Genomic DNA, 26,097 nt, shown 5'->3' on the forward strand with positions numbered 1-26,097 from the left:
CACAGTTCAAAATCGGGATAAGGTCTAGTGTTGTAAATTCTCCTGAAGAAACGCATCTAGCGTTCGTGGATCTCTACCGAGCAATCGTTTGACCGTATCCGTAGGTCTTTCCGGCACTACTGTGGCCATCATCTGAATTTCTACAACGTGATCCGCTAGCCATGGCGGCATCTGTGCGAGCTCGATCAAATTATTGCGTTGAACTTCGGGCTCTAAATTGATATATCGAATGGTTCTGTCCAGCAAGATAGATAACTTATCTGCGATCTGCGGATAACTGAACGTTTCCGAGCCTGTCAAAGTGTAAATCTGTCCGGCTGTTTCGCGGTTAGTCAATACCTCAGCGGCAACATCCGCGATATCTCGACAGTCAATAAAATTACATGAAGAATTGCCCATCGAGCCGAAAAACATACTTTGTGTCGTAACCGTAGGTATAAGACGCAGCAGATTTTGCATAAAAGCATAAGGACGCAATACGGTATAAGTCAAACCTGATTCGGCTAACACCTTCTCAATTTTCTCGTGCCAGCCGGCTACAGCTACTGGAGATCTCTCTTCAAAAGCAGGACTTGAAATTTTGACAATATGCTTTATGCCGGCTTGGATAGCTATATGAATGATTGATGTCTCCATTTCAATTTGTTGAGGGCTATTGGACATTGCAAGAAAAAGCTGATCTGTTCCAGTAAAAGCGCGATACAGCGACGAAAGGTCGGATGCATCCGCCATAACAGCCTCAATATTTGAACCACCTAATTCCTTGATTTTAGCATGCAGCTTCTCAGGGTTTCTGCTCAGCGCCCGAGCGGGTACACCTAACTTGATCAAACGTTCCACTAGGGCATTTCCTATCGTTCCTGTTGCTCCAATAATCGCTATCATTTCAGCATTCCTCCAATTGATCTACTTTTTGATTGACGCGCGCCACCGCCAGCTTATGATTGTACTTGCAATCGTTGCTGACAGCGGAAAATCGATCCAGATATGACCTGACCAAGCTAAAAAATCAGTCAGTTTGGCTATTTCAAATATACTTGTTGTTACAAACGCGGATAGTAAGCCTAACATGCTTCCGCCAAGTGCGAATAGCCCTATCACTACCCATTGCGGACTACGTACAAGCCAGTATTTTTGCTTCCCTTTAGCTCGCAGCCAAAGGCCTATCAATAAAGCAAACAAAGCAGACGTTCCACCAATCGTGGTTAATGCTCTAAATTGAAGAATCTTATCCGCAGTAACCAATCCACCAATACCTGCCATAACCGCAGGGGAGACATAAGCCATTAACACTTCTCGCAATAGCACAAATGTCTTGGTACCGGAACGAACAGATCTTATGCTATATGCATCTTCTGTCGTGTCCGAGTATTTTGTCTTATTCATCAGGCTGCTCCTTTTCGATTAATTAGGAACCTAACTATATATGTGTAATAAAAGGCCAACTTCACAAGCCGTACGACACATATCATGTTTATTCCTTCCTTCCACACGATCCACTCGCTAGCAACGTTGTTATCGTAGATCACAAATATAGTATGGTACCTAACTATATTTGTGTCAACAACTTTTTTTACTACCACTTCGCTTGACATGGAAACTGGTTAGGTGCCATATTATACTTATGACTAAAAACTCTAACTTCTCTAATGAAAATAATGCTGTTCCATCACTTTTACAATCGAAGCAACAAATTGAGCGCTATAACTTAAAGGTAGACGCACAAGCTATACTTGTCGCAGCTAGACTCATGGAAGCAGGCTCCAAACTTGGTCAGGCTGCTGAGATTCACTTCTCCAGATTCGGTTTGTCGACAGGCCGCTATCGATTATTGGCTGACCTTGAAGATCAAGAAGGCGAAGCATTACCTTCACAATTAGCAGAGCATCTTGGCGTTACGCGCGCTACTGTTACGGGACTTATCGACATTTTGGAGCGTGATGGTCTCGTATCCCGTCGAGCCAGCTCGAAAGATGGTCGGCAAAAGACAGTCATCCTAACTGAGCTGGGCGCAAAAAAAATGCATGACATGGCTCCAGAGCACTTTTCAAGATTGGAAGCCATGGTCTCCTCATTAAGTATCGAAGAACGCAGCATATTCCTCGATTTGCTTGATCGCGTGACAAATGGCATTTCAGCGCTGACAGACGGATCAGGCGAAGCAACATAATCAATTCAATCGGTTTGTTGAACCATCATTTTAAAAGAAAGGAGTTTCACTGCTCGAATCTTTGGAGCTTCCGAATCGTCCAGATTTCTGGAATGGCCTCGAAGCTTGGTCAGTTGAACACCATTACATCATTCATTCAGAAAGAATTCCTTTTTGATCAATGAAAAATTGACTATCTAAATGGAATATGGAAAGAAAAGTGAATAGAAAACCAACCTCATAAGGATCACAAACTTTAGACCAATTTTATTTAGCAGAGAAGGTAATTAGCTTTTTCCAACCGTACATGCACGCATAGGCTCCTGCCCACATAGAATGTAACGTTCTCGGTCGTATGGATCAAGAAGGTGTTTACGTCTTAGGAGGTGGAGAAATGCTTGGATTTTTGTCAACGATAGCCATGTTCATTAAGCAACTTTCCTTGTTGGTATCCTACGTTAAAAATAATGCGTTCCCCCAACCATTAACGGAAGATGAAGAAATGAAGCATTTGCGGCTTATGGCTGAAGGCAACGCGCATTCGAGAAACATGCTTGTCGAACATAACTTACGTCTTGTGGCGCATATCGTCAACACGTTGTGAACACGAACCGATGTCAGAAACGGCGCTATTTAAGTTCAGCGGGAGGTACGTGCGATGAACTGGACAAGCTACTATAGTGGTCCGTTACTTGCTCAAAAGAGTCGACTGACCAAAATCTGGGTTTGAAATGCTAAGGTAATATTGATTTTTAGGTCCGCACCGGCTTGAAAAATGCTCTTGATGGGAGTGGTATCTGTGGAAAAGGTAAGCTCACCAGAATATCGCAAATATGAGCAGCGATTCATTCAAGCAGAGGTTGAAGCGAATTCAGAGCTGAAGGCTTCCGGTCTTAAGTAAAGCTTATACGGAAGAAGATGATCCTTATGCAGGTATGTTCCACATCGTTATGAGGGGAGGAGGGCTTACTTTGAGTTTCTTGCACTGATAGTTGCTGTTTTGTTTCTTGACTAGAAATAAATGGATTAATCTTGAAGTATGAGAATGTAACACGAGAAATTTTAGAATAAAGCACTGCGAACTCAATTTGAGAGAATGCAGTGTTTTTCAGTTTATGCTATCTAATATCACTATAATCTATAAATCAGATACAGGCTAAACAGAACGAACGTTTGGAAGGGTTTAGGTGATTATTGTTGAATTATGTATTTATATGTAGATGTGTAAAGTCAATAGGTCTTTATCATTAGACGATATATATCAAAAGTTACAGATGTGAGAGATACAAAACGTATTATTGCTTTGTAGAAAGTATGTTCTGTGAGCATTTGAAAAACAAGAGTTGAGCAGCCTTACATTAGGTTAGAGAAACAAAAACCGAAAAGTTAACCTTAATTAGACATTACTTCAAAACGAGGAAGGATGAAAGCAATGCAGCAAGAAGAAGTGATTTTGGGAGCAAGAGCTCTAGGTGATCAAATTTTAAAAATAATGCCAACTTATGACATTATGTTAAGTCAAATAGAAGATATAAGAGAATCAGTGAAACTGTTGAACGACTGTAATAGTGATCGAGACACTAGAAAGCAAGTCTATAATAATACAATTGGCATATTTGGGCCTAGAGGCGCAGGGAAGTCGTCTGCACTGTATACCTTGAAAAGTGATTTGGATAACAAATCCAGCATTCTATTCCCCTTAATTGAGCCAGATAACTTTGGTGAAAATACGAAGATCATCGGATCCATTGTTGGTTTTTTGAAAAAAGAGGGAGAAGCTTTGTTAGAAGAATTGAAAAAGGGGGAATTAAAGGAAGAACAACGACAGAAGTTGGTAGACTACTATAATGCGGGGGTATATAAGCCTAATAATAAGTTGCAACAGTTAATACATGAAACGATTGAATATCACTTATATACTGAAAATCAGTATCGAAATATACTTACCCAGCATTACGAGGATTTAGCCGTTTATATTAAAAATTCCTCCCGTGTGCTTAGTCCCGACATTGCCTTCAAGAGGAAGTTAAATGAGCTGATAGATGAAATTATTCGCGTAAAGCAGGCATTGGACACCCCTAATGAACCGATATTAGTCTTTATTTTTATTGATGATATTGACCTCAAGACCTCCAAAACAAGAGAGTTGATGGAGGCACTATTGCAATATACGGATCACCCCAATATTGTTACAGTACTGTCAGGAGACTACGATATTCTGTTAGAATCACTTACGCTAGCATTGCTTGCAGATGAGCCTTTACAACAAATTGGCTTGGATGTGTATGATTCATTAAAAGCACTGGAGCATCCTTACAATAGATCCGGTGTAGAGAAAATTGAATTACTTACAATTATGAAACGCAAGTCGGAGCTGGCTCATGAATATTTGAAGAAAATCATTCCTTCAGCCAGAAGACATCAGTTGGTGAATTGGAATACGGTAACGATTCCGCGTTTTTCATTTGGTAAATATGACTTACTAGACCGTATGGCTCAGTTGATGGGTGACCGGTCAATTTTTAACTATGTAAATTTAAATGTAAATACAAATGATAAGAATGAACGAGATCACTATTTACCGATTAAAAACAGCTACATAGTATTTGATGAGAGACCGCGCGGGCTTGTTAATGCCTACTACAATTTGGTACAGTTGATAAACGATCTTGAGGTTAGCAAGACAGATTTACTCAGATCTGTTAAGGCCTTTGTTGATACGTTGATTCTCTCGAATACGAAATTGGTCAAGCAACAGCAATGGCTATTTGATCAATTTCTGCAGTGGGGGAGTGATGAGAATTCCACTTACATTAATTACTCTGTTGCTGGCAAGAATAACAACGAGGATAGTGATAGAGAAAGTCTGGAGTTACAAATCTTCATAGTTGCAGAAATTGTGAAGAAATTATTGCCTAATGTGAGATATAATGCGGGAGACTTTACAACGTTTAAAGGCAGTTTGTTTGAGAAATTTATCCACGGAAATAAAGGGAAAGAAGTTAATGTTCATTCTTACGGGTACAGGCTATATCATTTGATGCGGGGATTAGTATTACATATGGATGTGCCTGCGGCAATGTTAATGATAGAGTATCTTTCGATGTCTACATATGATCCTTACTATTATGAGTACGAGTACACAAGGGATAATAAAAGAAGTGAAAAAGATCGGTTTGTAGTGGAACGTGTAGCGCAATTACTACAACAGTATCCATCCATATTTGAGCCACTTTATTATAAAGCTCAGAATGAAAAAAATGACGAAATCAATAAGGCGCTAAATATTTTATACGACCTGTGTTACGTGCCTTCTGGGTATGAAGTAACAGAGCTCGTATTTGAAGAAGTACTACGTAATTTCAAATTCCAAAAAACTCAAGATGGCTTAAGCGACGAGGAAATTAAAAGGACGTTGTTCATCAATAATCTAACCAGAATTAGAGAGAAACAACAGAAAGAATTTACTGAAAGAAATCGTGCTGATTTGGTTAGTAGTGTAGTAGTTTTAGCAAAAGATCAAAATCGCAATTTGGCAAAAGCACTAGAGTTCATTTCTAGAAAGCTATCTGAGAACCCATCGATTGAGCTTTCAAAGAGTGTAACTCAAACCATTGAAATTAATATGGGGAAATTTAGTGATTATGTTTTTGATAAGCTTAAGGAACCAAATATTAAGGTGCAGATTGAAATGACGGCATCAATTGGCAAGGTTTTTGAAAAATTCATGAGTGAATATTCTGGGGGAAATAACACTATTTATAGTGAATGTAAAAATCTTGTCCGGGATTATATTAATCCAGATAATAAATACACCTACCTTGATTTAAAGGGATACATAAAAATAATAAATCGATTAAAAGCATTAGCTTCAAATAACCGTGTGTGGTATGGACGAAGCGAAGCCAGAAATTTGTATAACTCTTTGCAATACTCCTCAATTATAGCTGAGCACAGTCTGAACAATAATGAGGAGAATAACAACTTGTTTTTCACTGGTAATGATATTTTCATTTTAAGTTTATATTATCAATATTATGCTAGTACTCAGAAATTTTCAGATGACCAGAAATATGAAAGTGCAAAAGCCAGAATTAGAACGGAACTTGATGAGGCCTTTAAGAATATTAAAGACCAAACCGAGATCGAACTTCGTGAATTTGATTTAAGATTAGATGAAGCTGAAGAACAATTGAAAACCAGCGGTGAAATAGAATGATATCCAAGATTAATCTTTTGATAAATGTCTCTTTGTTTCCCATTCAGAATCTTAAATTTTATGGACAGCAGGATATTTTGCAAGCTCTGGAATATGAAGAATCTGGAAGTATAGCCAAAAAGAATCGAGCGAATGCGCAAAATATCATTCGACGCAAGTTGTATACTCAGATTCTTAGTAAGGCTGAGTCGAATAGCCTAGATGAAATCGATCTTATGCTGCAGAAATTTTATCCTATGCTATGCAGTGAGAAAGGGGCGGACCGCTGCGGGTTTATACCGATGAATTTAGAAAGTAGAGCTCATCATATCGAAAAAAAATTGTATCAGCACTATTTTCAAATTTTAGAAGAGTTTTCGGATGCACTGCTTTCGTATCGCGACGGAGATGTTATATTCAAATATTGGAAAAATGATGCCAATGGTCACAAGCGATGGAGATTTATTGATTTTATGGATCAGTATAAGGGTCAGGATAAGGTGCTTTTCTTTCATGCGTTCAGTCGATTTATTCCAATTGATCTATTGATCGCCTTACATCATTCAAAAAATAATATTCATGATCCTATACAGCTTCACGAATTTTATCAGCACATTAATCTAGCCGATGCGCCATTAGACGACATCCTTGCAAGAGGAGTGGCGGAGAATCATATACATGCTTCAGCAGCATTTAATTTCACAATTTTATGGCAAATGATGATGAATGGGTTCTACCCATCAGCGTATTTTAAAAAGTTCGAAACGAATCATTTGGCTGTCTCTTCAGAGGTGCAGGAATATATATGGACAGCACGATTACTGCGTTTGGTGATGTCACAGTATTTAAAGGATACTCAAGCTAGAACACCCCTTTCTATGTATAAATGGATAGAAGTCAACTTTACAGGGGAGCCTGAAACTCGTAATCTGCTGCTTGATCTATATGATAATAGAGACCTTCGGATAATTCCATTAGACAAGCTCAAAGAAGCCATTGAGCGAGTAGAGATTACATTTTTGGGGATAGAGGAGAAAAACCCCTTTGATTATATCCCCAGAATTTTTGCCGAACATCAACATATTAAGACCTATGGAGAAAATATTTTTCTACATAAAGTAATGGCATACAAGCGACAGATCGAGGGGAATGCTGATTTTTCGGGTCATTATGAACAATTTTTCCGAATGTTTTTTAAGTATATTTCTATCAAGAATGAATTTTATCAGCAGGTAACACAGCCTACAGTTTTGCATGGCTTGGATTTTTTTAGAGGATATTTTGATAGAGCAACAGATGGGATTTTAGCAGATCAAGCGTATTTCACGATTATGCTGAGAACGCTCTTTCAAAACAAATACTTACGAAAAATCGAACTTCGGATATCGATATTAAATAGTGAAGCTAAGAACCGAAAAAAGTTGCTTCATATATTGGAATCGTACAAACAAATTCTGATTGAGGACTATAAGGTGAATGATGATCCCAATTCAGAATTTCCATTGATAGGTATTGTGTATCATTTGATTAAGCGCCCAGATAATTTGGATAAGGATAGTGTGTGGTTTGATGAAGCGCGTGATCATACATTAAAGTATCTTCATTTTGGTGTGCATCAAGAAACGTACATTAAACAGGTACAGATGGTACAGAAAATTCGCAAAAATGTACCAATGGCTACAAATTTTATTGTTGGACTGGATGCGGCGAGTTTAGAGAATTATACACCTGTTCAAGTATTTGCTCCCGTATTTGAGGAAGCGCGAGATAGTCAATATGACTCGTTGAGGATCGTAGATCCAGAAGGCAATGTTCTGCCAAGACAAAGTTTGTTTTTCACGTTTCATGCAGGAGAAGAATTTCGTCACTTGAATTCGGGTTTGAGACGTATGGACGAGGTTATTGATTACTGTAAGTTGCATGCCGGAGATCGAATAGGGCATGGAATTGCACTGGGTGTAGATATTGAGGAATGGATTCGAAGGAACCCTATAGTCATTATACCACGCGGAGAGTATCTGGACAATTTATTATGGGTATGGGGAGTATATAGCCGTACAACGCAGTTGCGTACAGAGACGCTGGTTTATTTGGAGAAACGGATCGATGAAATGGCTCGGTGTATTTTTGGAGATATCCTTTCTGCTGGTGATCTTCGATTGCCTTCCCTTTTCGAAACGTATAGAAGACGCTTCAAGAGAATAAAGGATGAAGTAAATAGAGTTAATACTCAGATGATTGGTGTGGATGAAGGAGAGATAGCATTATATCACAAAACCTCGATCCGGCCCTTAATGGGTATTGAGAACGCTGAGGATAGATTATTCATATGCTATCACCAGGAAAGCACCTTAACTAAAATGGATGAGCCAATATATGTAGCAATGAATGAGATAGAGAAAATGATGGTCAAAGATATGCAAGATTATCTGATTCAAAAAATTGCATCCATCGGCATTGTCATTGAGGTCAATCCATCTTCTAATGAAGCCATCGGAGAGATAGACTCGCTGTTTGGCAACCAGTTGTTTAAAATTCAGTCTGCTGGAAATCGGGATTTATCCAATATTTTAGTGAATATAAACTCCGATGATCCGATGATCTTTAACACGAATGTCAGCAACGAATTGGTGTACATATATTACGGGATGCTGCAGCAAGGAATAGGGCGAGAAGCCGCACTGGATTGGATTGAGAAACTCAGGAAGTCAGGCATGGACACATCATTTATTAGAGGAACTCGAAGCCGAGCAGAATATTTGCGTATCCTGGATATGACAATTCAGGCTTTAAAAGATCCATATTATTGTTAGCATAGTATAGTAGAGATTGAGAAGCAGGAGATATTACGAACTATGGAAAAAGTGCTGGATTACATTTATGATTTTATCGGAATATTTATACCAGGTGTTACCTTTTGGATTTTCCTTTGGATGACCACGGTCTTGCTTCTTCCTATAGAAGCCATACAAATTCTTTCTACCCTGCTTCCGGTAAAACTATTACTGTTGGCAGATACATCGCATCCCTTCGTTCAAGTTATTGCGTCTCGTGAGGGCCTTATTATTCTTCTTGTTGTTATCGTTTGTTATATTTCCGGACTTGTATTCTCCGAGAAGTATACATTTGATAGCAAGGATGATTGTGAGACGAATACTAAAGCTGGGGTACTAGACTCAGACCTTGATTTACCAGACGCGAATTCGTTGAATACATATAAGCATCTAGAACTTAAAGATGTGTACAAAGAAAATAAGAAGTTAGTTGCATTAATAGATGGAAAGTTGTATCTCCAAATGAAAGTTGACTGGGAGAAAGTAGACTATAAAAAGAAATGGATTGTCTATTATCGATGGGCAAACATTTTGAGTCACACTACTTCTGATCGATCAAATTTGCAACTCATGTTGGCAAAAACAATCTTGTATCGCTCGTTAAGGGGAGTGTTCAGGTTACTAGGCTGGTATGTTTGTATACTGATCCTGCTAGTTACGGCGACGTTTGCTTTTTCTTCGAGTTTTAATTTAGTTCAATGTATCCTTTACGTTGTATGTGGCTGTTTTTTGTTTGGGATATACGAATGTTTTCTATCTCATTTCTTCTTACGCACAAGCGAGAAACATCGAAAGCTTCTGCAAAACGAATCTATACTTGTATTGTCTAAGTATTATTTAGAGAAGAAGGATGTTTAAAGGGTTTTCTATAATTGAATACACAAACAGATAGAGGTCGTGTGCATTTCAAATTGCAAGGTATCTTTTTTACAGTACAATCACAGTGCGCTTATGCCCACATAATATGAGCAGACTGTAGCAAACATTACTCAATCCATCAGGAAGTGTCATCCTTACTCAGACTGTTCAGCGCAGTTGCCCTGTTTATCCGGTAGATCATCTTATTGGTCTTTTATGTAAAATGTTTTGTTTTTTCCTAGCCTTGACGGAGAAGGAGGCGAAGCATCTGGAAAGGATGATCGAAGGCGATCTGGTCTCCCGAAATGTGCTAATCGAGCATCGATACTAGTGGACTGATAGAACTTTTTGCTCATACTACGATTGTCCTTTTGTACCACCAATGGTAATATGAGGGTTTGTGGGGGCGGGTTTTGCTAGTTCTAACTGGGGAGCTGATATTATGACTACTACACTTCCTCGTGAAAACGATCAGATGTTTTTTATTAATAAAGAGGTAATCGTTGTTAAAGTGTTTTTAAGTTTTCAATTGGTGGAAGTTCGTTATCTTAGTTCTTTTGATACCTTCATTGTTGATATTAATGTTCTATATCAATACGCCGATGAAAGAAGCTCAATTTCCATTAAGTTATTAGGTGGGGTAGTTTAATGATCCTTAATTTTATAGACACTCCGTTAGACGGTAAGTCATGGGAAAGTTTAATAAATTCATGTTATAGAATGAAATTTCAAGATGAGCATTTCACAGAGATACCAGCAGTTCATGGCGGTGATGCTGGAATAGAAGGTTTTACACGTCAAGGTAGGGTTTATCAATGCTACTGCCCTGAACGTGAGTATAGTGATGATGAGTTATATGATCATTTAAGAGACAAAATGACCAAAGATATAAACAAACTTACATCGCTTAAATATGGCGGAAGATTAAAAGAACTAGGGGTTCCCAAGATAAAAGAATGGCATTTTGTTATTCCCCATTATAGAGACGCGAGGATCATATCACATGCAGAGACTAAACGTAAAGAAGTACTCTCCTTGAAAAAATCTGATCCTAGTAACTATGATTACATTGATGACAATTTTATTGTTGTTATTAAACAAGCAGAAGATTTTAAAGTTGAAATATCCAAAATAATTAGAACAACTTTGACGGACGTGCAGCTTAATATTGCTATCTATCATACAACTACTCCTGATTGGTCGCAATGTGATTCAGAGAAAGCTAACAACATTAAAAGAAAGGTTAAAGCAGTTATGGGAGACATTGATGACTCTGATGAAGATTATAATGATCTTGTTAACATGTATATAAATTCTTATATAAAGGGGATTGAAATTCTAAGAGTACTGCGAGTTTCCTATTGCGAGGTTTATGAGGATATATATATGTTAGAGCAATCATATAAGAAGCAAGTATCATTAAAGACTAAAATGAATACAAATAGTTCAATAAATTTACAGCTTTTTAATGAAATACTCGACGATTTTCAAAATAAGTTAGAACAGCAATTTAAATATCTGACACTGGCGTCAGTAATGGAGCTAAAGATAGACCTTATTAGTGGCTGGCTTGCTGATTGCTCAATGCAATTTAGAAGTAGGTGAACAAAGTAAACAATGTATAATAGTTATTTGATATCCGATGAAATACTATTTGAAGCCAAACCAGACGCAGTTCCCTATAATTATAGGATAAGCTATAAAATGGCTCAACTTTGCTTAATAATTGAAATGTGTTGTCGTGGAGGGTGTTCATTATTAAAACTACACATGATTTCAATAGGCCTTAGTACGAAGCAAGATATGGATAAGTTAAAGGACTTGGCTTATGATAGGCTGACAAGTTATACCGTTGTGAGGTTTGATCCAGCAGTTAATCATGCTGTAAGGTATGCAGTAGCCGAAGGACTAATCTTTCAACAACAAAATGGTTTGTTTAGATTGACAAAAACGGGTAAGATCTATGTAAAACGAATCATAAAAAATACGGAGCTAATGTGTGATGAAAAGCGTTATTTGTTCTCATTGTCAACTATGTTGACAGAAGAAAAAATAAAAGCTCTTACTTCTCTTTGGAGGTATTCCAGTGCTGAGAATTAAAAGATTGAAAATTGAAATTATGACGAGCAATGGTGTTTATGGGTTCGATAATACATTCACTGAAGGTTTGAATTTTATTGCCAGTGAAGACAACACTTGTGGAAAAAGCTCAATAATAGCTGCTATATACTATTGCCTTGGATTTGAAGAGATAATTGGGGGTAAGGGTGAAAAAGTACTTACATCAGTTTATAAAACCTCTATAGAAGAAGGAGAAAGCATCTGGCCTGTTCTTGAGTCAGGAGCCTATTTGGAGATTTCTAATGGAAAAGAAGTAATTACCATATATCGTGCTGCAAAAATGGAGAATAGAGATAATAAATTAATTACAGTCTATCACTGTGGAATCGATGAAATTGGAGACCCAAATAAATTAACCGAAGATATGTATGTACACATGCCTAATTCAACGGTTAACAAAAAAGGTTTTCACAGCTATTTAGAAACATTTTTGCATATTGAGTTACCTTTGGTGCCAGCTTCTGATGATGGAACAAGAAAACTATATTTACAATTGATTTTTTCTGGGATGTTTATTGAACAAAAACATGGGTGGGCAGATATTTTATCAGGAATACCTGTTCTAGGCATTAGAGAGTCGAAGAAGCGCGTATTAGAGTTTATTATGCATCTTGATACCTTAGAGAATGAAAAGAAAAAAGACTACTTACGAACATTGGATAACAGCATAAAGCATGAATGGGATTCCTTAATTAAAGAATTAATTGTTCTTACAAATAGGGAAACTTGTACCCCACAAGGGCTTCCACTAACTCCAAAGATATTGTCAGAAGAGGACTATTCTAAAATAAGCATTAATAAAGATAATGATAGCATAGATGAGTATATTGAAGACCTTAAAGAACAGTATAATAATTTGACAATTATGAAACCCAAAATTGTAGATAATTTTGACGAGATTCAAACTGAACTAAATGAGACTGAGACTTCTATAGAAGAATTTGAGAGAGAGCTTTATAAACACAGGAGTTTGCTTTATTCAGAAAATAGTAGTATTGATAAATTAACTAATAATCTTGAAATTATTGATACTGATATTAGAAATAATAAAGATGCAGCTCGATTACGAAATCTTGGTTCTGAGCTAGATTTAGCTACTTCAAAGGATACTTGTCCTCTATGTAATCAAGCTATTCAGGATACTTTGATTCCAGATACTAGCCATATACAGGTCATGAGTATAGATGAAAATATTAGACACTTAAATGCTCAGAAAGAAATGCTTGAATTTGCACAAAGCAGCCATAGGAGAAATAAGGAGAAGATACAAGAGAAAATAACACAACTAGAGAACAGCCTATTCACACTCCGCAGCCTAGCCAAGTCTTTACGTAATGATCTTTACTCCATAAATGATAACATATCTGAATCAATTATTCATAAAAGATTACAACTTGATTCTGAAATAAATAGTCTTAATAGAATGTCTGAGTTTTTCAATAATCAGAAACTCAAGCTAAAGGAGTTATCGGATGCATGGAAGGACTATTTAAAAGACAAATCAACCCTTCCTAAAAAGAAGTTTTCTGATTTGGACGATGAAAAAATCAGAACATTAAGAAACCATTTCATTAGTAACCTAACACAGTTTGGATATAAAAGTATACTCAACTTAAATCAAGTTGAGATTTCATCAGAGTCGTATCTACCCGTAATTGAAGGATTCGATATGAAGTTTGATTCTTCAGCGAGTGACAATGTAAGAGCAATATGGGCTTTTGTATTGGCATTACTCCAAACATCCAATGATAAGTCTGGGAATCATCCAGGGGTACTAATTTTTGATGAACCTGCACAACATAGTATTGTTATTAATGACATGGAAAAGTTTTTTGATTATATTATCAAATTAAAGAATAGTCAGGTTATTATTGGAATTACAGTGAAAGATAGCGATACACGTCAAGCTATAAGCAAATTGCCTGCTGAAAAATACAATTTGATTAGAGTTCCAAATAAAGCATTTCGCAAGTTACCCTTAGAAAATGAATAACAATTTGGAGACTGCTGAAAAGGTTATATTTTTGAACTAAGCAACTAGTTGCGGAGATATAAAAGGGACTAGGCTTATGGAAAGCTTCCTAAGTCAAGCCTGCAAAGATATTCTCGCGCATTGGTGAGGACGACTTGCTTAGAATTGCATTGTTTTCGGATCGTTTCCGGAGATAGTGCTATTTTTTTGCTTGCATATTGTGGATTTCAGGAGATATCAATAAAAGTAGGAGATGAAACAAAAAGGTTAGGAAACGGAATGTTCATTTAGGACATGGTACTAAAGATAGTGCTGATAAAAATTGCTATGATGTTTAGGTGAATTTTAGTTAATTCAAGGGGACTAAATGTTAGCTATTGAAACCGTTTATCCTATTTGTTAGTCGTTTTTTTCCCTTACATAATTGATTCTAACGAGTAATTGTTGATCAGTATAGGCACATAGATAGAACTAAAACAGCGACCTGAATGTTGGGTATGACCGGCTACTCTTGGAGGAGCGGGGTGTGGGTACTTTCAACAGCCGCGCATACAGATGAAATGGAATGAATTTATGTATAGTGGCGACCTTATCTACCGAGATTAGCTTATACTCTAGTCCGATTGTTTACATTGTACCTAGAGTTACATTTAGCGTACCCTTGCTCATTATTTCCATCCGTATTGTCAAATCTCAATCTGTATTTTCCTTTTAATCGATACCGATGGGGGCTTAATCAACCGTTCAGATCCGCTTTCGCCGTACTTAATATTATTCCAACTTCAATTATTTGATCCACAATCAAAACGTTGCAACCTTACTCTGAAAGTACCGAGGTTAGGTAAATCTCCTAGTCCTGTAACTTCACTCGTCTCAATATCCTAGACAGCTTTACTATCGAGCCCAAAATATTAAAGAATCAATAATATTTTTTTGTAATCTATACTTTGTGGACATCCAGTCAACAAATAATTCCAGTAAAATTATTATCCAAAACATAATGATAACAAGATAGAAGAAGGCGATTGCATCCCTTAATCAAAGGGGGATCGATCGCCTAGTTTGTTTTGGAAGCTCAGTCCTCTAATTCATTTATTATTGACCGCAAGTGGCTGTAAACCTCTTCATGTTGTTTGATTTTTATATTCCGATTTCTATAATAATGTGGTTGAGTATAGTGAAGTGTTGATTGGAATTTTTCGTGACCAAGCAACTCCATAATTGTAAAAAGATCTATTCCGGCATCTCTCATATAAGTTGCAAATGAGTGTCTACTACTATGAATGCGCATAGGAGGTAGTTTTGCTTTATTTAGAAATGTTTTAAACAATTGGTTAATATCATTTCCAGTCATAGGTTGAAATTGCCCACCTTGAACCTTAGTAAATAAAAAATGAGAAGTGTTATTCCTGATATACTCTTTGAATACTACGCCAAAGCCTTCCCTAAGTACAACAACTCTCTGTACTTTGGTTTTGGTTTTTTGAAGGAAAATCATTTCTTCGTCCGAGTTAACATCGGATGATTTTAAATTCAAAAGTTCTGATATTCGGCACCCTGTTGTAAACAATAAACCAAATAACATTAGATCCCGTATTAAATCATTGCTGTGGGAGACAAGGCTATGTAAAAAGCGGAGAAACTCGTGTCGGCTTAAAATTCGAATAGGGATAGCTTGAGGTTTATAATGACTTAATTTAAGTTTAGAATAAGGAATAATATCTGGAAAGTTTCTATTGTTTTTTAGGTACTTAAAAAAGCTTCTAACGGCGTGCGTTTTATTTGATAATAATGAGTAGCCTGACTCAGTATACTGAAATAAATACGTATCAATTACACGTGCATCGATTGCTTTATAACCAATGATATTATTGGTAGATGTCTTTAACGTATATATTTTGTCTAGCATTACCTCGGATGGTTCACATTGAAGACGTTCAGAAAGATAGAAGCAAAAGTCCAAAAGCTCTGTAGTATATTTTTTTAATGTACTATCTGATAATTTTGAAACAGCAAAATAGTTGTTTATTTCTTTATGAAAATTAATCATGATGCGGATCTCCTATCCCCATGACATTTGTCAATATCTTCTCTAGAGGAAATGGGAATTTCATAACCGATGCTTTAAGGTCCTTTGGATGGCGTTTAGTATATATACGTGTAGTTTCAATATTGTTATGTCCTAATATCTCTTGGAGATCATAGATTTCAATTCCCTCTTTTAAAGCATTTACGGCAAACGTATGCCGAAAGCTATGGATAGTATATTTTCCTTTTACCCCTATTGCATCAAAAATGTGATTTATCATATATTGAATATTGCTAACCGAAAGTGGCTGACGCTGTTTAATACACCTTTTAGTAAATAAGTATTCATTATTCCGAATATCCCACTTGTAAATGCCTGTACGTTTTAAATAATCAATGATAATTTGTTTTACTTGCGGGTACATAGGGACATAACGCTCCTTTTGTCCTTTACCGTTTCTAATGTAAATAAGATCTTCATATATGTTAAAATCTGAAATTCTTAAATTTGCTACCTCGCTAATCCTACAGCCGGTTCCTAACATAAAATATATTAATGCAAAATTGAGGAAAGGCCATTTTGACTTTTTCGCCTGTGTAAGGATCTTCGGGATAATTTCATTTGGGATATATTTTGGTAGTATTTCATCCTTTATCCTACCAAATCTATTTTTAAGATCCTCGGTGATGTATTTACGTGTATACGCATACTTTATTAGATTTCCTATGATTGCAGCATATGTGTTAATTGTTCTGGGTTTTAAATCTGATCCTTTTAAAGGCTTACATGTACCAAGAAACTCATAAAATAAATCTTCAGTTAAGTCATACATACGATACTGTGTCTGTCTAGATAGGAGAAACTGAGCAAACCGACGGAGAATTGTAATGTAATACTCAATTGTTGTAGGAGATTTTTTCTTATTCAATTTAAGTGCTGATATATAATCTTCAATAACGAATAATATAGTTTTTTCATCTCGAATTACTTTCTTACCTTCAAGAAGATTCATAAAATCTGAAAGGTTAATTTGATACATCTGTGCGATCTTTTCGGGTGTAATACTAACTTCTATATCGAAATCCATATTTATTCTCCGTTCATAATTTGATTTAGTGGATTGTGTGGAAGTGCACGCCGGAGCATTCTTTGCACACTACGGTGAATATACCACTCAGTCGAACAACGATGAAGATGGCCCATAGATGCAGAAACCTCGTCGAAATCATTTTCATTATCAAGGGCGTTAGTGGCATAAGTATGACGCAAAGCTTTTGGATTGAAGCGACGTTCATTAAAAGCTTTTTTATTTGCTCGTTCAAAAATTGATCTAATTCCATTAGTAGTGATGGGTTCTCCAAATGAATTTATAAACATATTCGTATTTGTAATCTGTAGAGAGTCTCTGATTTCAAGATATCGTTTTAAAAGCTGACTCAAGTCCTTACTTATCTTTAGTGTACGTGTACCAGATTTTCTGGAATGTATTCTGATTCGACGTTCGGTTATTATTAAGTCGTCTATCTTCAAATTAGTAATTTCAATTGGTCGGCAACCAATTTCCATAGTTAATAATATTACACACATATCCCTAAACTTAACTTGACTATTACTCTTTACAACTGATTCAATTAATGTATTTATCTGTTCGGTTTCGATGTAATCATTTGAACGTTTTCCTTGTTTTCTTAAAGCTTCAGGTATTACATAATGAATAGTTGAGATAGACTTTTCATGAAGCATTTGCAGTAACAATTTGACGGTGGATAAGTACCTATACACGGTACTTCCTTGAATTTGTTCAGTGTTCAGTTTTTCAATTAAAAATTCTTCAAAAGAAACTATCATTATCTTAGTTAGCCGATGCAATTCCAATATCGTATTAAATGAACCGTAATTGGCATAAGAATAATTGAGAAAACTAACAAACTGTCTCAAGTTCCGCATATGTGTGTCCAAAGTACTAGGAGCATAGCCTCGCCTGGAAAAAAACTCTTTAAATTCTAATGCTATCTGGGGAAAAAGAGTGTTTTTATCAATCAATGGTTTTTTTCTTGAATTCACCTTATCTTGCTTAATTTTTTTAGAAATAACCTCATTAAGCTTTAGTAACATCTGTTCCTCAGTCATTGTTGAATGATCATTAAAAATGTTTAGAATCGTTTTAACGGATATTTTTTTGTTTAATAGCTGTTCGTTTATCGTAATCGTTGGACGTTTATTTTCTAATGCCATTTAAATCACCTCTTAAATTAGTATTTCAATGTTGATAGTTTCATATACCTGTGGTAAAATTTTCATTATACTGTAGTGATTTCTTGATTGAAACTTCCTGCCAGGCGGCTTAGGGAAAATTAATTATTTTAAATGACCTCTATCTGAGGGAGAAGTGTGTACTTTTAGCCCAATTCTCAATATTGAGTAAGATATTAAGTGATGATAATTATTCCATCACTTTTTTACATTTTCATCCATTTTTGAACCAAAATTTTTCTTATGGTTTAAAAACTTTAGTTGGATAAAGGAAATCATATAGTTTAAAGCAAATTTGATGGCTTGTATTTACATGGTCTAACTTATTGATAAAGGAGGTGGGAAAAATGAGCGAAAGTAAACTTGTATACCTTATAAAGTTGTGTAAGTTAGTTATACTTCTTGAGTTTTTACATTTTCTCACTACTGTTTTTTCTTCACTGACCATGTTAATTGAAAGAAAGTCATCAAGTATTATATTCTGAAAATATATATAAAACACACTTGTATCCTTATGGATACAATCCTGATGGTTGTATAATAAAGAGATATCCTTATATTGGTGATAATGAATGAAACATGACCGAGTTAAGGATGATCCAAATTATTGGAGAAAACTTCCGATCGAAGCTTCGAAAAAATTCATACATATAGAAAATGCAAATTACCAACAAATGAGTGAGGAAAAATTCCTTGAGACAGTTATTGAGGAAAACCCATATCGCGAAAGCTTTCTGAAAATGCTGCTAAGTAGTCAGCATCAAGGTCTTTTTTTAGAAATCCTTAAAAAACTATCACTGAAGGGGAGAAGATACTTCCTTTTTAAAATTAATGGTTTTGCCATTCATAGGACTTCGAAATTATTAAATATAAGTTCAAAAAAAACTCAAAATTACTTAAATATGATGGGGAATGATGTTGAATTAATACGACATTTTGCGTTACAACATCAAATTCCGCCTTCATGGTTGGAACTAGAAAAAGTTATAGAAGAATGGGAGTTTGAGTTTATTAAGTACTTAGCGCCAAGCTCAAATGATATTGAGACTTTAATTAATAATTTGAAAAAATTGTGTAAAACTAAAAGTCAACGAATAAATGGGTTTCGCTTAGAAGGAAAAAAAGATAGCATATACCTAAAAGTTGAGTTACAAGAATCTCATATTTGTATAGATGTATATAATGATATTCATCCATTGGATTTAGGTTGGTTACAAACAAATCTTGAAAGACACTTCCATGTCCTTCTTGGCTATAAAATATCTATAATCCCTGGTCTAGAAAGAGTCTCTTTAATTTGTACAAATGGATACTCTGAAGCGATATATCCACCAGGATTTTGTTCTCATTATGTATCCAAAAGGGCACAAACTTAGAATAGTCGTTTAGAATGGAAAACCTTCTGATATCAAATAGTCAGGAGGTTTTTTTGTGTCTAAGAAGGATGATGAACACCAAAAGAACGAAAGGAAGAAGCAAGTGCTTAGAATTATTGAGGAATGGATGAGGGAAGAGGAAAGTAGAGCGCAGTGGCCAAAAGAAGATGGTGACACATATAAAAAGTGCACCTAATCACTCATTTAAGTTAATTACAAATTCAATTGCTGCTAAAAAAAGAGTGATTGCTTACATCCTAAAAATCCTCTTGCCCAAAACCGACTAAATAAAGTCGGTTTATTTTTTAATTTATTGGGAAAAGTATGAATGGGAACAGACGTTCTTTGAATAATCCGTGAGGTGCTCAAATGAAACGCGTGAAAGCAATGTTAACTAAGCAAGGAATCCTTTATCAAAACTCGATGTATTCATGCAGACAAGCATTCAGCGGTCAATGGTTTGCAATCGTTGATCATGTAGGAGAACTAGAAATTGACATATTTTATGACTCAAACAATCCAAATGGGATTTATTTGGATTCAGGATATGGATGTATTTGTTGTAATAAATTGCTACCAAATCGAATCGACGAGGTATATGAAATGGAATATTACAATCGTCTTCAAGAAATTCTTATTTTAAGAAAGAATGAGAAATAAATAATGAAAGCAGCGATTTATGCAAGAGTCTCTACGGGTATGCAAGTGGAAGGAACAAGTCTAGATGTTCAGATACAGTTATGTCTTAAAAAAGCAGATGAACTTGGTTTTAACCCTGATAAAGTCATTATTTACCGCGAAGAAGGTGCAAGTGGGGAAGATTTAGAAAGAGCAGCTCTCAATAATTTAAGAGCTGAAATTGCTACTGGAGGAATTTCACATATTATTGTCACCCATCCGGATAGACTATCAAGGGATCTGACGGATAAGCTTTTAATCTGTAAGGAGTTTGATGTTAATAGTGTTAATCTTGTTTTTGTTGATGCTGAATACAAGACCACTCCGGAAGGTATGTTATTTTTTAATTTGATGAGTGTTATAGCCCAGTATGAACTACAGCTTATAAAAAAACGTACCGTCAGGGGAAGATTAAGAGCGGTTGAAAAAGATAAAAAAATAATGCCTATGAGAGTCCCGCCTTTTGGATACGATCTTATTAATCAGCAGTTAGTAATTAATGAAGTTGAAGCAGAGGTTGTTAGGGATATTTACGAATGGTATGTAGTAGAGCATTTAACATTACGGCAAATCGGTGAAAAACTTGTTCAGATGGGCATTGAACCCAAGCGGTGTGAAAGTAAGAATTGGAGTGCCAGTTCTATTTTGAACATTCTGAGTTCAGAGGTTTATACAGGCAGATTTTATTATAACAGAAGAAAAACTAAGAAAATAAAAGGAGAGAAAACTAAAGGTGGTTCTCCTAAAAAGAAATATGAATATAGGGATCCAGAAGATTGGATTATAGTTGAAGTTAGTCCGATTATTGATAGTGTATTGTATCAATTGGCCAGGGAGCAAAAAATTAAAAACAGAAAATTATCAGGTAATACAAAGTATGAATATCTTCTTAAATCAAAATTAAAATGTGGATTGTGTGGAAGGACATGGGATTGTACAACCTATTCGGGGAAATTAAATAAAAAAACAGGTATAAAATCTAAATACACTTGTTATCGATGTCCAAATCATATCCCTCGAAGATATGGAGAAAGTGTCGAAAGATGCCCTTCTAAGACAATTCGTACTGAATTGCTTGATAATTACATTTGGAGTCTATTGATGGATGTTTTATCAAATCCTCAAGACTATATCGATCAATTATTGGAGACCTCTAGATGTGTGGTGAAAGAATTGTTACATGCGAAGGATCTCTTACAGAAAGGGTTGTTACAAAAGGAGAAAGAAATTGAAAAAGTCAAAATATTATTTAAGCATGAGGTAATACATGAAGAAGAAATGTTGAATGAATTTAAAAGGATACAAAAAGAACGTGAAGAGGTTAATGCTGAAATAAAAAAGTACGATATTCAAATCATGAAATTTAATGAGGAGGAATTATTTAATGAAAATATGAGCGTAGTAATACGCAAAGTTCAAGAATTTATTGATAGTGGTGGCAAACAGTTAGACTATGATCAGAGAAAGTATATTCTCGATACTTTGGTTGATGAGATAATTGTCCGATACAAGGAGGAAGAAGTTATGTTAACCATTGTAGGTCATATTGGCGCGTTGTCTGGTATGGACGGAGTAACCCTTCAAAAAAGTTTCCAACTTATTCGAACCGGGCCAAGGAATGAGAAAAAAATTGTGGAAATGCTTCATGATAATAGTAAAATGCTAAGAATGGAATGAGTAAATATGGATGAATTAATAGGCGAAATAGAAAAAATAGTAAAATCGATAGATAGTAACATTGAACGATCAAAAAGGATGATTGATACTCCAATAATGAATGACAATAGTCAATACTATCGATTAATGAGCCTGAGCATTTCTTTGGAGAAATGGGAATCAGTATTGAATATGATAATGAAATATCGCAATAGCAGATGTATACCAATAGAAAAGAAAAGTGAACATTTTTCGAAGATAATTGAGGTTCAAATAAAGGGGGTTCCTGGCTTTATAACAAGACCTACTATTTATTCTATGATTGAGTATATAAAACAATTAGAGTGGAAAATTGACTCACTGAATGGAATATGGAAAGAAAGGTTAACAGAAAACTAACATCATAAGGATCACAAACTTTAGACCAATTTTTATTTAGTAGAGAAGGTAATTAGCTTTTTCCAATCGTACATGCACGCTTAGGCATACGCCCACATACAATGTAACGTTCTCAGTCATTTGATTTATACGGTGTTATGCCTCAGGAGGTGGAGAAATGCTTGGATTTTTGTCAACGATAGCCATGTTCATTAAGCAGCTTTCCTTGCTGGTATCCTACGTTAAAAATAATGCCTTCCCCCAGCCACTAACGGAAGACGAAGAGATGAAGCATCTGCGGCTCATGGCAGAAGGTAACGGGCATTCAAGAAACATGTTAGTTGAACATAACTTAAGACTCGTCGCCCATATCGTAAACAGATTATGAACATGAAAAGATGTAGTATTGTTGGACAAGACATAGTGTTTCCGTATTCGACACATGTGGAGTGTTGCTCACTGTTGGTTAGGAAAGACTACTAGTTGAGGTGTATTGGCGGATAAAAGAAAGAGAGGGGCGATTAGTCCCTCCCTCAGACTGTCGATTAACCCTCATATTTAAGATCGAGGTAGCGCAGGTGGCTCGGGAACTAAACCTTCATAATAACACGTTGTATCGTTGGTACCGAACTTAAGCAAGATGCCGAGAATGCATTTCCAGATAGTGGTCAACTGAAGCCTGAAGAAAAAGCGATGCGCGATCTTTAAAAAGAACTCCGTGAGCTGAAAGAAGAGAATGAAATTCTAAAAAAGGCGATGCACTACTTCTCTAAAGGCCGGCGCTAATTTTTAGATCTATCCACAAGCACCGTAGCAAGTTCCGAGTCGCGATGATGTGCACTTTATTTCAGGTTTCAAGCAACGGTAATTATGAATGGACCCTACGTCATCTGACGTGCCATCAACAGTTACTTCATAATGTCCAACTACATCTAAATAGGTTTGGAGCATAATAGTAACGCCGGCACTGCTTCATAGAGTTTCATATAAATGTGAGTTATCTGTTCCATTACATTTTTCAGATAATGAGCTTAGAAAGCCGTATCTTAGTATAGGTTGAACCAGCTGCCTAGAGGAACAAGAAGTTCAATTCGAAGTTTCTGAATGTGTAACATACTGATAAGAATTAGGGAACGTAAATTCCAATTTCTTTAAACGCATTCAACATATCATTTACTAAGATTTGTGGATTCTCAAGACCAATATAAATTCGAACCAATGATATCGAGTCTTTTTTTTGATCAGTAGTCTGCTTAGTAACAATAATTAGACTTTCATATCCTCCCCAGCTAACCCCAATACGAAAATAAGTAAGTTTATCTCCCCAATTTCTAACAATATGATATGGTAAAGTTGTTTCGAATGAAAACAAGCTGCCTAACCCCTTCATTTGGGAGTGCACCAAACTATATTGTTCGTGAGAGGGAAGTCCGGGGTGATTTACTTTTGTTATAAAAGGTATTTGCTCAAGATATTTCGCAACATACAGACCATTTGCTTGAAGCTTCTCCATTCTCAGAGGTAATGTACGCAAACTTCTCATTACCTGGTTAGCTGTATGTGGAGTCATAATTCCCCCTAACAAAAGAAACTCATTTTTGCTTAACTTATCAATTAATTCTGCTGAACCAATTACTACCCCACCAACTAGATCACTGTGTCCACCAATATATTTTGATATTGAATGAATTACAAGGTCAATATCAAATTGTAAAGGATTCTGAAAACACGGAGAAGCCCAGGTATTATCGATAATTGTTATTGCACCGATCTTCTTAGCTAATTGAGCACAAGATTTCAAGTCTTGTAATTTAAAAACCATACTCGTAGGGCTCTCCAGATAAATTAATTTTGTATTAGGACGTACAGCAGATACTAAATTCTCAATTGATGCCCCATCAACAAATGTAGTTTCAATTCCATAATTACTCAAATAATCATTCAAAAATCTTTTAGTTACACCATATGCTTCATCAACACATATTACATGATCACCAGATTGTATCGTTGATAGGATAGCAGCTGAAATAGCAGCCATTCCCGAAGCGAAACACCTCGCTTTTTCTCCATCTTCAAGTAAAGCAAGGCGCTTTTCAAGTTCAAATACACTTGGATTATTACCTCTTGTATAAACATGATTATCTAAGAACTTAGAAGATGCCATATCAAATGCATCATGTGTTGGAAAAGTAAACAGACTGTTTTGATAAATAGGGAATGCTACGGCGCCGTGATGACGATCATCATGTGAATCGTGTACTACTGCTGTTTGATAATCCAATAATGAATTATCATATGTATTATTCTTTTTCATATAAAACCCTCTCAGTCTAACCATTGTTTGTTAATCGTAGCAAAAAACTGGTCTAGTATATCTTCGAAAAACTACAAGTTTCGGATAATTACTTATTACTTATTGAACATCTAAGTGGACTCGAATATATGTCCTCTTTTCTTATTTAATTCTATAATCATTTTATGTAATAACTTTTGTTCTTCTTCTTTAATAAGTCCTAATAAAGTAATCATTTTTTCAATCAAATAATCATTTTTATTAATATGATACTTCATCAACATATTCCTAGTTATCAGTGTGTTTTGTACAATAGTATGACACTCGTTTATAATATCTGGAGCAATAAGTTTATTTTCCTCAAAAAATTTTGCTCTTAGAAACATACACAGTTTATGCTCATATAACACATGATAGTTAACGAGGCTTGGCGAATAATTAGATTTCTTATTAAGAAATCCAACTAAGTTTTGTTGAATGAACTGATAGGAATTTAATCCACTATAAGTTTCTATAGGTGATAAATACTTTTCCAATTTGTTTATTATGCTACTTAGTTCATAGTGATATTTTTTTTTCTTAAAAGTCATACTATAAATGTTATTTAGAATAGGATCAGGGTCACTATAATTTAAAAAAGCATACTCAATGTCAGTATAACTAACAACAATGTTATTAAATTTCAGTGAGTTATCAAAAGTCATTACATTAAATGTACTTCGATGACTATCATAACCATAAATAAACAAATTGTGATTATGATTTTTATTTTTATATGCCTGAGTTCCAGGTACATAATATTTGTTGAAAAATGCATAAACATATTGATTTGAATCAATAGCTTTTTGTAGAAAATCTATTATTGAAAGGTTGAGGTCAAAAAATTCATCCCTAGTTATTGTTTCATGGTCAATTACAGGCTTATACGCACCACTTATAATGCGAGCGTTTTCTAGTGTAAATAGTTCTGGTGTATCCATGTAAATATCAATATACATACTGTAGAACCAAGGAAACAATGAATCGTAAGCAGAAATAATAGATAATGGAATACCATATGTCATTCGTCCATAAATAAGCGGATCTCTAATGGGGAGTATTTTCATTTATTAATATCCTTTCTTAATTAAAAAAGTATATTTAGTTCTATCATATAACCTGCGTGTCTGACCGTTTCGCATCTTGACAGGGAAAGCTAATCTTTCCAGCATGTGTATCATGTAGGCGACATATTGTTCTTCCATGCCAAACCGCTTTTGAAATTGAATCATTAACACCGTTTCAGACTTGGCCATTACAAAA

The 26,097-nt window shown here is 35.5% G+C and carries 20 protein-coding genes and 2 pseudogenes; 15 read left to right on the forward strand and 7 right to left on the reverse strand.

Annotation, left to right across the window (positions count from 1 at the left end; all coding sequences use genetic code 11):
- Positions 1 to 24: 24 nt before the first annotated feature.
- Together BVG16_RS07570 and BVG16_RS07575 are read right to left on the reverse strand one after the other, a co-directional pair.
- Complete coding sequence (locus BVG16_RS07570) at positions 25 to 885, reverse strand: SDR family oxidoreductase (protein WP_078497912.1); 861 nt, start codon at positions 883 to 885, stop codon at positions 25 to 27.
- Between the two features lie 21 nt (positions 886 to 906).
- Entirely contained in the window at positions 907 to 1,386 is a 480-nt protein-coding gene (locus BVG16_RS07575; protein ID WP_198957432.1) for a hypothetical protein, read from the reverse strand.
- A gap of 238 nt (positions 1,387 to 1,624) precedes the next feature.
- On the opposite strand from BVG16_RS07575, the gene BVG16_RS07580 reads away from it, so the two are divergent.
- The 9 genes and pseudogenes from BVG16_RS07580 to BVG16_RS07625 all read left to right on the forward strand — a co-directional run bounded on the left by BVG16_RS07580 (position 1,625) and on the right by BVG16_RS07625 (position 14,153).
- Positions 1,625 to 2,170 carry a MarR family winged helix-turn-helix transcriptional regulator gene (locus tag BVG16_RS07580; RefSeq protein ID WP_078497913.1) on the forward strand — a complete coding sequence of 182 codons (546 nt, stop codon included), beginning with the start codon at positions 1,625 to 1,627 and terminating at the stop codon, positions 2,168 to 2,170.
- Positions 2,171 to 2,543: 373 nt separating this feature from the next.
- Positions 2,544 to 2,741 (forward strand): annotated as a pseudogene (locus BVG16_RS07590) (RNA polymerase subunit sigma-70); the annotation flags it as partial.
- Positions 2,742 to 3,581: 840 nt separating this feature from the next.
- A complete protein-coding gene (locus BVG16_RS07595; RefSeq protein WP_078497914.1) occupies positions 3,582 to 6,368 on the forward strand; it encodes an LYR motif-containing protein in 2,787 nt (928 codons plus the stop codon).
- Positions 6,365 to 9,160, forward strand: coding sequence for an amidohydrolase family protein (locus BVG16_RS07600; RefSeq protein WP_078497915.1), 2,796 nt, complete (start codon positions 6,365 to 6,367; stop codon positions 9,158 to 9,160). The genes BVG16_RS07595 and BVG16_RS07600 overlap by 4 nt, the downstream gene beginning before the upstream one ends.
- A 42-nt stretch (positions 9,161 to 9,202) precedes the next feature.
- Positions 9,203 to 10,039 carry a hypothetical protein gene (locus tag BVG16_RS07605; RefSeq protein WP_078497916.1) on the forward strand — a complete coding sequence of 279 codons (837 nt, stop codon included), beginning with the start codon at positions 9,203 to 9,205 and terminating at the stop codon, positions 10,037 to 10,039.
- Positions 10,040 to 10,481: 442 nt separating this feature from the next.
- Positions 10,482 to 10,688, forward strand: a complete 207-nt coding sequence (locus tag BVG16_RS07610; RefSeq protein WP_144027318.1) for a hypothetical protein — start codon at positions 10,482 to 10,484, stop codon at positions 10,686 to 10,688.
- Positions 10,688 to 11,644, forward strand: coding sequence for a hypothetical protein (locus BVG16_RS07615; protein ID WP_078497918.1), 957 nt, complete (start codon positions 10,688 to 10,690; stop codon positions 11,642 to 11,644). The genes BVG16_RS07610 and BVG16_RS07615 overlap by 1 nt, the downstream gene beginning before the upstream one ends.
- Positions 11,645 to 11,656: 12 nt before the next feature.
- Positions 11,657 to 12,139 (forward strand): hypothetical protein, encoded by a 483-nt coding sequence (locus BVG16_RS07620; RefSeq protein WP_078497919.1) that lies wholly within the window; start codon positions 11,657 to 11,659, stop codon positions 12,137 to 12,139.
- Positions 12,126 to 14,153, forward strand: coding sequence for a coiled-coil domain-containing protein (locus tag BVG16_RS07625; RefSeq protein WP_078497920.1), 2,028 nt, complete (start codon positions 12,126 to 12,128; stop codon positions 14,151 to 14,153). The genes BVG16_RS07620 and BVG16_RS07625 overlap by 14 nt, the downstream gene beginning before the upstream one ends.
- Before the next feature lie 1,054 nt (positions 14,154 to 15,207).
- On the opposite strand, the gene BVG16_RS07630 is transcribed toward BVG16_RS07625, so the two are convergent.
- The 3 genes from BVG16_RS07630 to BVG16_RS07640 are packed head-to-tail and all read right to left on the reverse strand — an operon-like array spanning position 15,208 to position 18,396.
- A complete protein-coding gene (locus BVG16_RS07630) occupies positions 15,208 to 16,182 on the reverse strand; it encodes a tyrosine-type recombinase/integrase (protein ID WP_078497921.1) in 975 nt (324 codons plus the stop codon).
- The gene (locus tag BVG16_RS07635; RefSeq protein ID WP_078497922.1) at positions 16,175 to 17,248 is read right to left on the reverse strand and encodes a tyrosine-type recombinase/integrase; all 1,074 of its coding nucleotides are present in this window, start codon (positions 17,246 to 17,248) and stop codon (positions 16,175 to 16,177) included. Before BVG16_RS07635 ends, BVG16_RS07630 begins: the two co-directional genes overlap by 8 nt.
- A 2-nt stretch (positions 17,249 to 17,250) precedes the next feature.
- The gene (locus BVG16_RS07640) at positions 17,251 to 18,396 is read right to left on the reverse strand and encodes a tyrosine-type recombinase/integrase (RefSeq protein ID WP_078497923.1); all 1,146 of its coding nucleotides are present in this window, start codon (positions 18,394 to 18,396) and stop codon (positions 17,251 to 17,253) included.
- Positions 18,397 to 18,986: 590 nt separating this feature from the next.
- On the opposite strand from BVG16_RS07640, the gene BVG16_RS07645 reads away from it, so the two are divergent.
- The 6 genes and pseudogenes from BVG16_RS07645 to BVG16_RS07665 form a co-directional block, all read left to right on the forward strand.
- Positions 18,987 to 19,790 carry a hypothetical protein gene (locus tag BVG16_RS07645; RefSeq protein ID WP_078497924.1) on the forward strand — a complete coding sequence of 268 codons (804 nt, stop codon included), beginning with the start codon at positions 18,987 to 18,989 and terminating at the stop codon, positions 19,788 to 19,790.
- A 55-nt stretch (positions 19,791 to 19,845) separates the two neighbouring features.
- Positions 19,846 to 19,986 carry a hypothetical protein gene (locus tag BVG16_RS32740; protein WP_158081641.1) on the forward strand — a complete coding sequence of 47 codons (141 nt, stop codon included), beginning with the start codon at positions 19,846 to 19,848 and terminating at the stop codon, positions 19,984 to 19,986.
- Positions 19,987 to 20,159: 173 nt separating this feature from the next.
- Positions 20,160 to 20,450: a hypothetical protein gene (locus BVG16_RS07650; protein ID WP_078497925.1), complete on the forward strand. Its 291-nt coding sequence runs from the start codon at positions 20,160 to 20,162 to the stop codon at positions 20,448 to 20,450.
- A 3-nt stretch (positions 20,451 to 20,453) separates the two neighbouring features.
- Positions 20,454 to 22,145, forward strand: coding sequence for a recombinase family protein (locus BVG16_RS07655; RefSeq protein WP_078497926.1), 1,692 nt, complete (start codon positions 20,454 to 20,456; stop codon positions 22,143 to 22,145).
- Positions 22,146 to 22,151: 6 nt separating this feature from the next.
- Complete coding sequence (locus tag BVG16_RS07660; protein WP_078497927.1) at positions 22,152 to 22,523, forward strand: hypothetical protein; 372 nt, start codon at positions 22,152 to 22,154, stop codon at positions 22,521 to 22,523.
- Between the two features lie 157 nt (positions 22,524 to 22,680).
- Positions 22,681 to 22,884: pseudogene (locus tag BVG16_RS07665) on the forward strand (RNA polymerase subunit sigma-70); the annotation flags it as partial.
- A gap of 744 nt (positions 22,885 to 23,628) precedes the next feature.
- Here the strand turns inward: BVG16_RS07665 and BVG16_RS07670 are convergent.
- Together BVG16_RS07670 and BVG16_RS07675 are read right to left on the reverse strand one after the other, a co-directional pair.
- A complete protein-coding gene (locus BVG16_RS07670; protein ID WP_078497928.1) occupies positions 23,629 to 24,816 on the reverse strand; it encodes a trans-sulfuration enzyme family protein in 1,188 nt (395 codons plus the stop codon).
- A gap of 110 nt (positions 24,817 to 24,926) precedes the next feature.
- On the reverse strand, positions 24,927 to 25,901 hold the full coding sequence (locus BVG16_RS07675) for a hypothetical protein (protein WP_078497929.1): 975 nt from the start codon (positions 25,899 to 25,901) through the stop codon (positions 24,927 to 24,929).
- Between the last annotated feature and the right edge of the window lie 196 nt (positions 25,902 to 26,097).

Source organism: Paenibacillus selenitireducens (assembly GCF_002021565.1).
In the GTDB taxonomy this organism is placed as follows: Bacteria; Bacillota; Bacilli; order Paenibacillales; family Paenibacillaceae; genus Paenibacillus_K; species Paenibacillus_K selenitireducens.

Coding starts and splice junctions, on each gene's coding strand:
- BVG16_RS07570 (WP_078497912.1), bottom strand. CDS start 885: ATGATAGCGATTATTGGAGCAACAGGAACGATAGGAAATGCCCTAGTG.
- BVG16_RS07575 (WP_198957432.1), bottom strand. CDS start 1,386: ATGAATAAGACAAAATACTCGGACACGACAGAAGATGCATATAGCATA.
- BVG16_RS07580 (WP_078497913.1), top strand. CDS start 1,625: ATGACTAAAAACTCTAACTTCTCTAATGAAAATAATGCTGTTCCATCA.
- BVG16_RS07595 (WP_078497914.1), top strand. CDS start 3,582: ATGCAGCAAGAAGAAGTGATTTTGGGAGCAAGAGCTCTAGGTGATCAA.
- BVG16_RS07600 (WP_078497915.1), top strand. CDS start 6,365: ATGATATCCAAGATTAATCTTTTGATAAATGTCTCTTTGTTTCCCATT.
- BVG16_RS07605 (WP_078497916.1), top strand. CDS start 9,203: ATGGAAAAAGTGCTGGATTACATTTATGATTTTATCGGAATATTTATA.
- BVG16_RS07610 (WP_144027318.1), top strand. CDS start 10,482: ATGACTACTACACTTCCTCGTGAAAACGATCAGATGTTTTTTATTAAT.
- BVG16_RS07615 (WP_078497918.1), top strand. CDS start 10,688: ATGATCCTTAATTTTATAGACACTCCGTTAGACGGTAAGTCATGGGAA.
- BVG16_RS07620 (WP_078497919.1), top strand. CDS start 11,657: ATGTATAATAGTTATTTGATATCCGATGAAATACTATTTGAAGCCAAA.
- BVG16_RS07630 (WP_078497921.1), bottom strand. CDS start 16,182: ATGATTAATTTTCATAAAGAAATAAACAACTATTTTGCTGTTTCAAAA.
- BVG16_RS07635 (WP_078497922.1), bottom strand. CDS start 17,248: ATGGATTTCGATATAGAAGTTAGTATTACACCCGAAAAGATCGCACAG.
- BVG16_RS07640 (WP_078497923.1), bottom strand. CDS start 18,396: ATGGCATTAGAAAATAAACGTCCAACGATTACGATAAACGAACAGCTA.
- BVG16_RS07645 (WP_078497924.1), top strand. CDS start 18,987: ATGAAACATGACCGAGTTAAGGATGATCCAAATTATTGGAGAAAACTT.
- BVG16_RS07650 (WP_078497925.1), top strand. CDS start 20,160: ATGAAACGCGTGAAAGCAATGTTAACTAAGCAAGGAATCCTTTATCAA.
- BVG16_RS07655 (WP_078497926.1), top strand. CDS start 20,454: ATGAAAGCAGCGATTTATGCAAGAGTCTCTACGGGTATGCAAGTGGAA.
- BVG16_RS07660 (WP_078497927.1), top strand. CDS start 22,152: ATGGATGAATTAATAGGCGAAATAGAAAAAATAGTAAAATCGATAGAT.
- BVG16_RS07670 (WP_078497928.1), bottom strand. CDS start 24,816: ATGAAAAAGAATAATACATATGATAATTCATTATTGGATTATCAAACA.
- BVG16_RS07675 (WP_078497929.1), bottom strand. CDS start 25,901: ATGAAAATACTCCCCATTAGAGATCCGCTTATTTATGGACGAATGACA.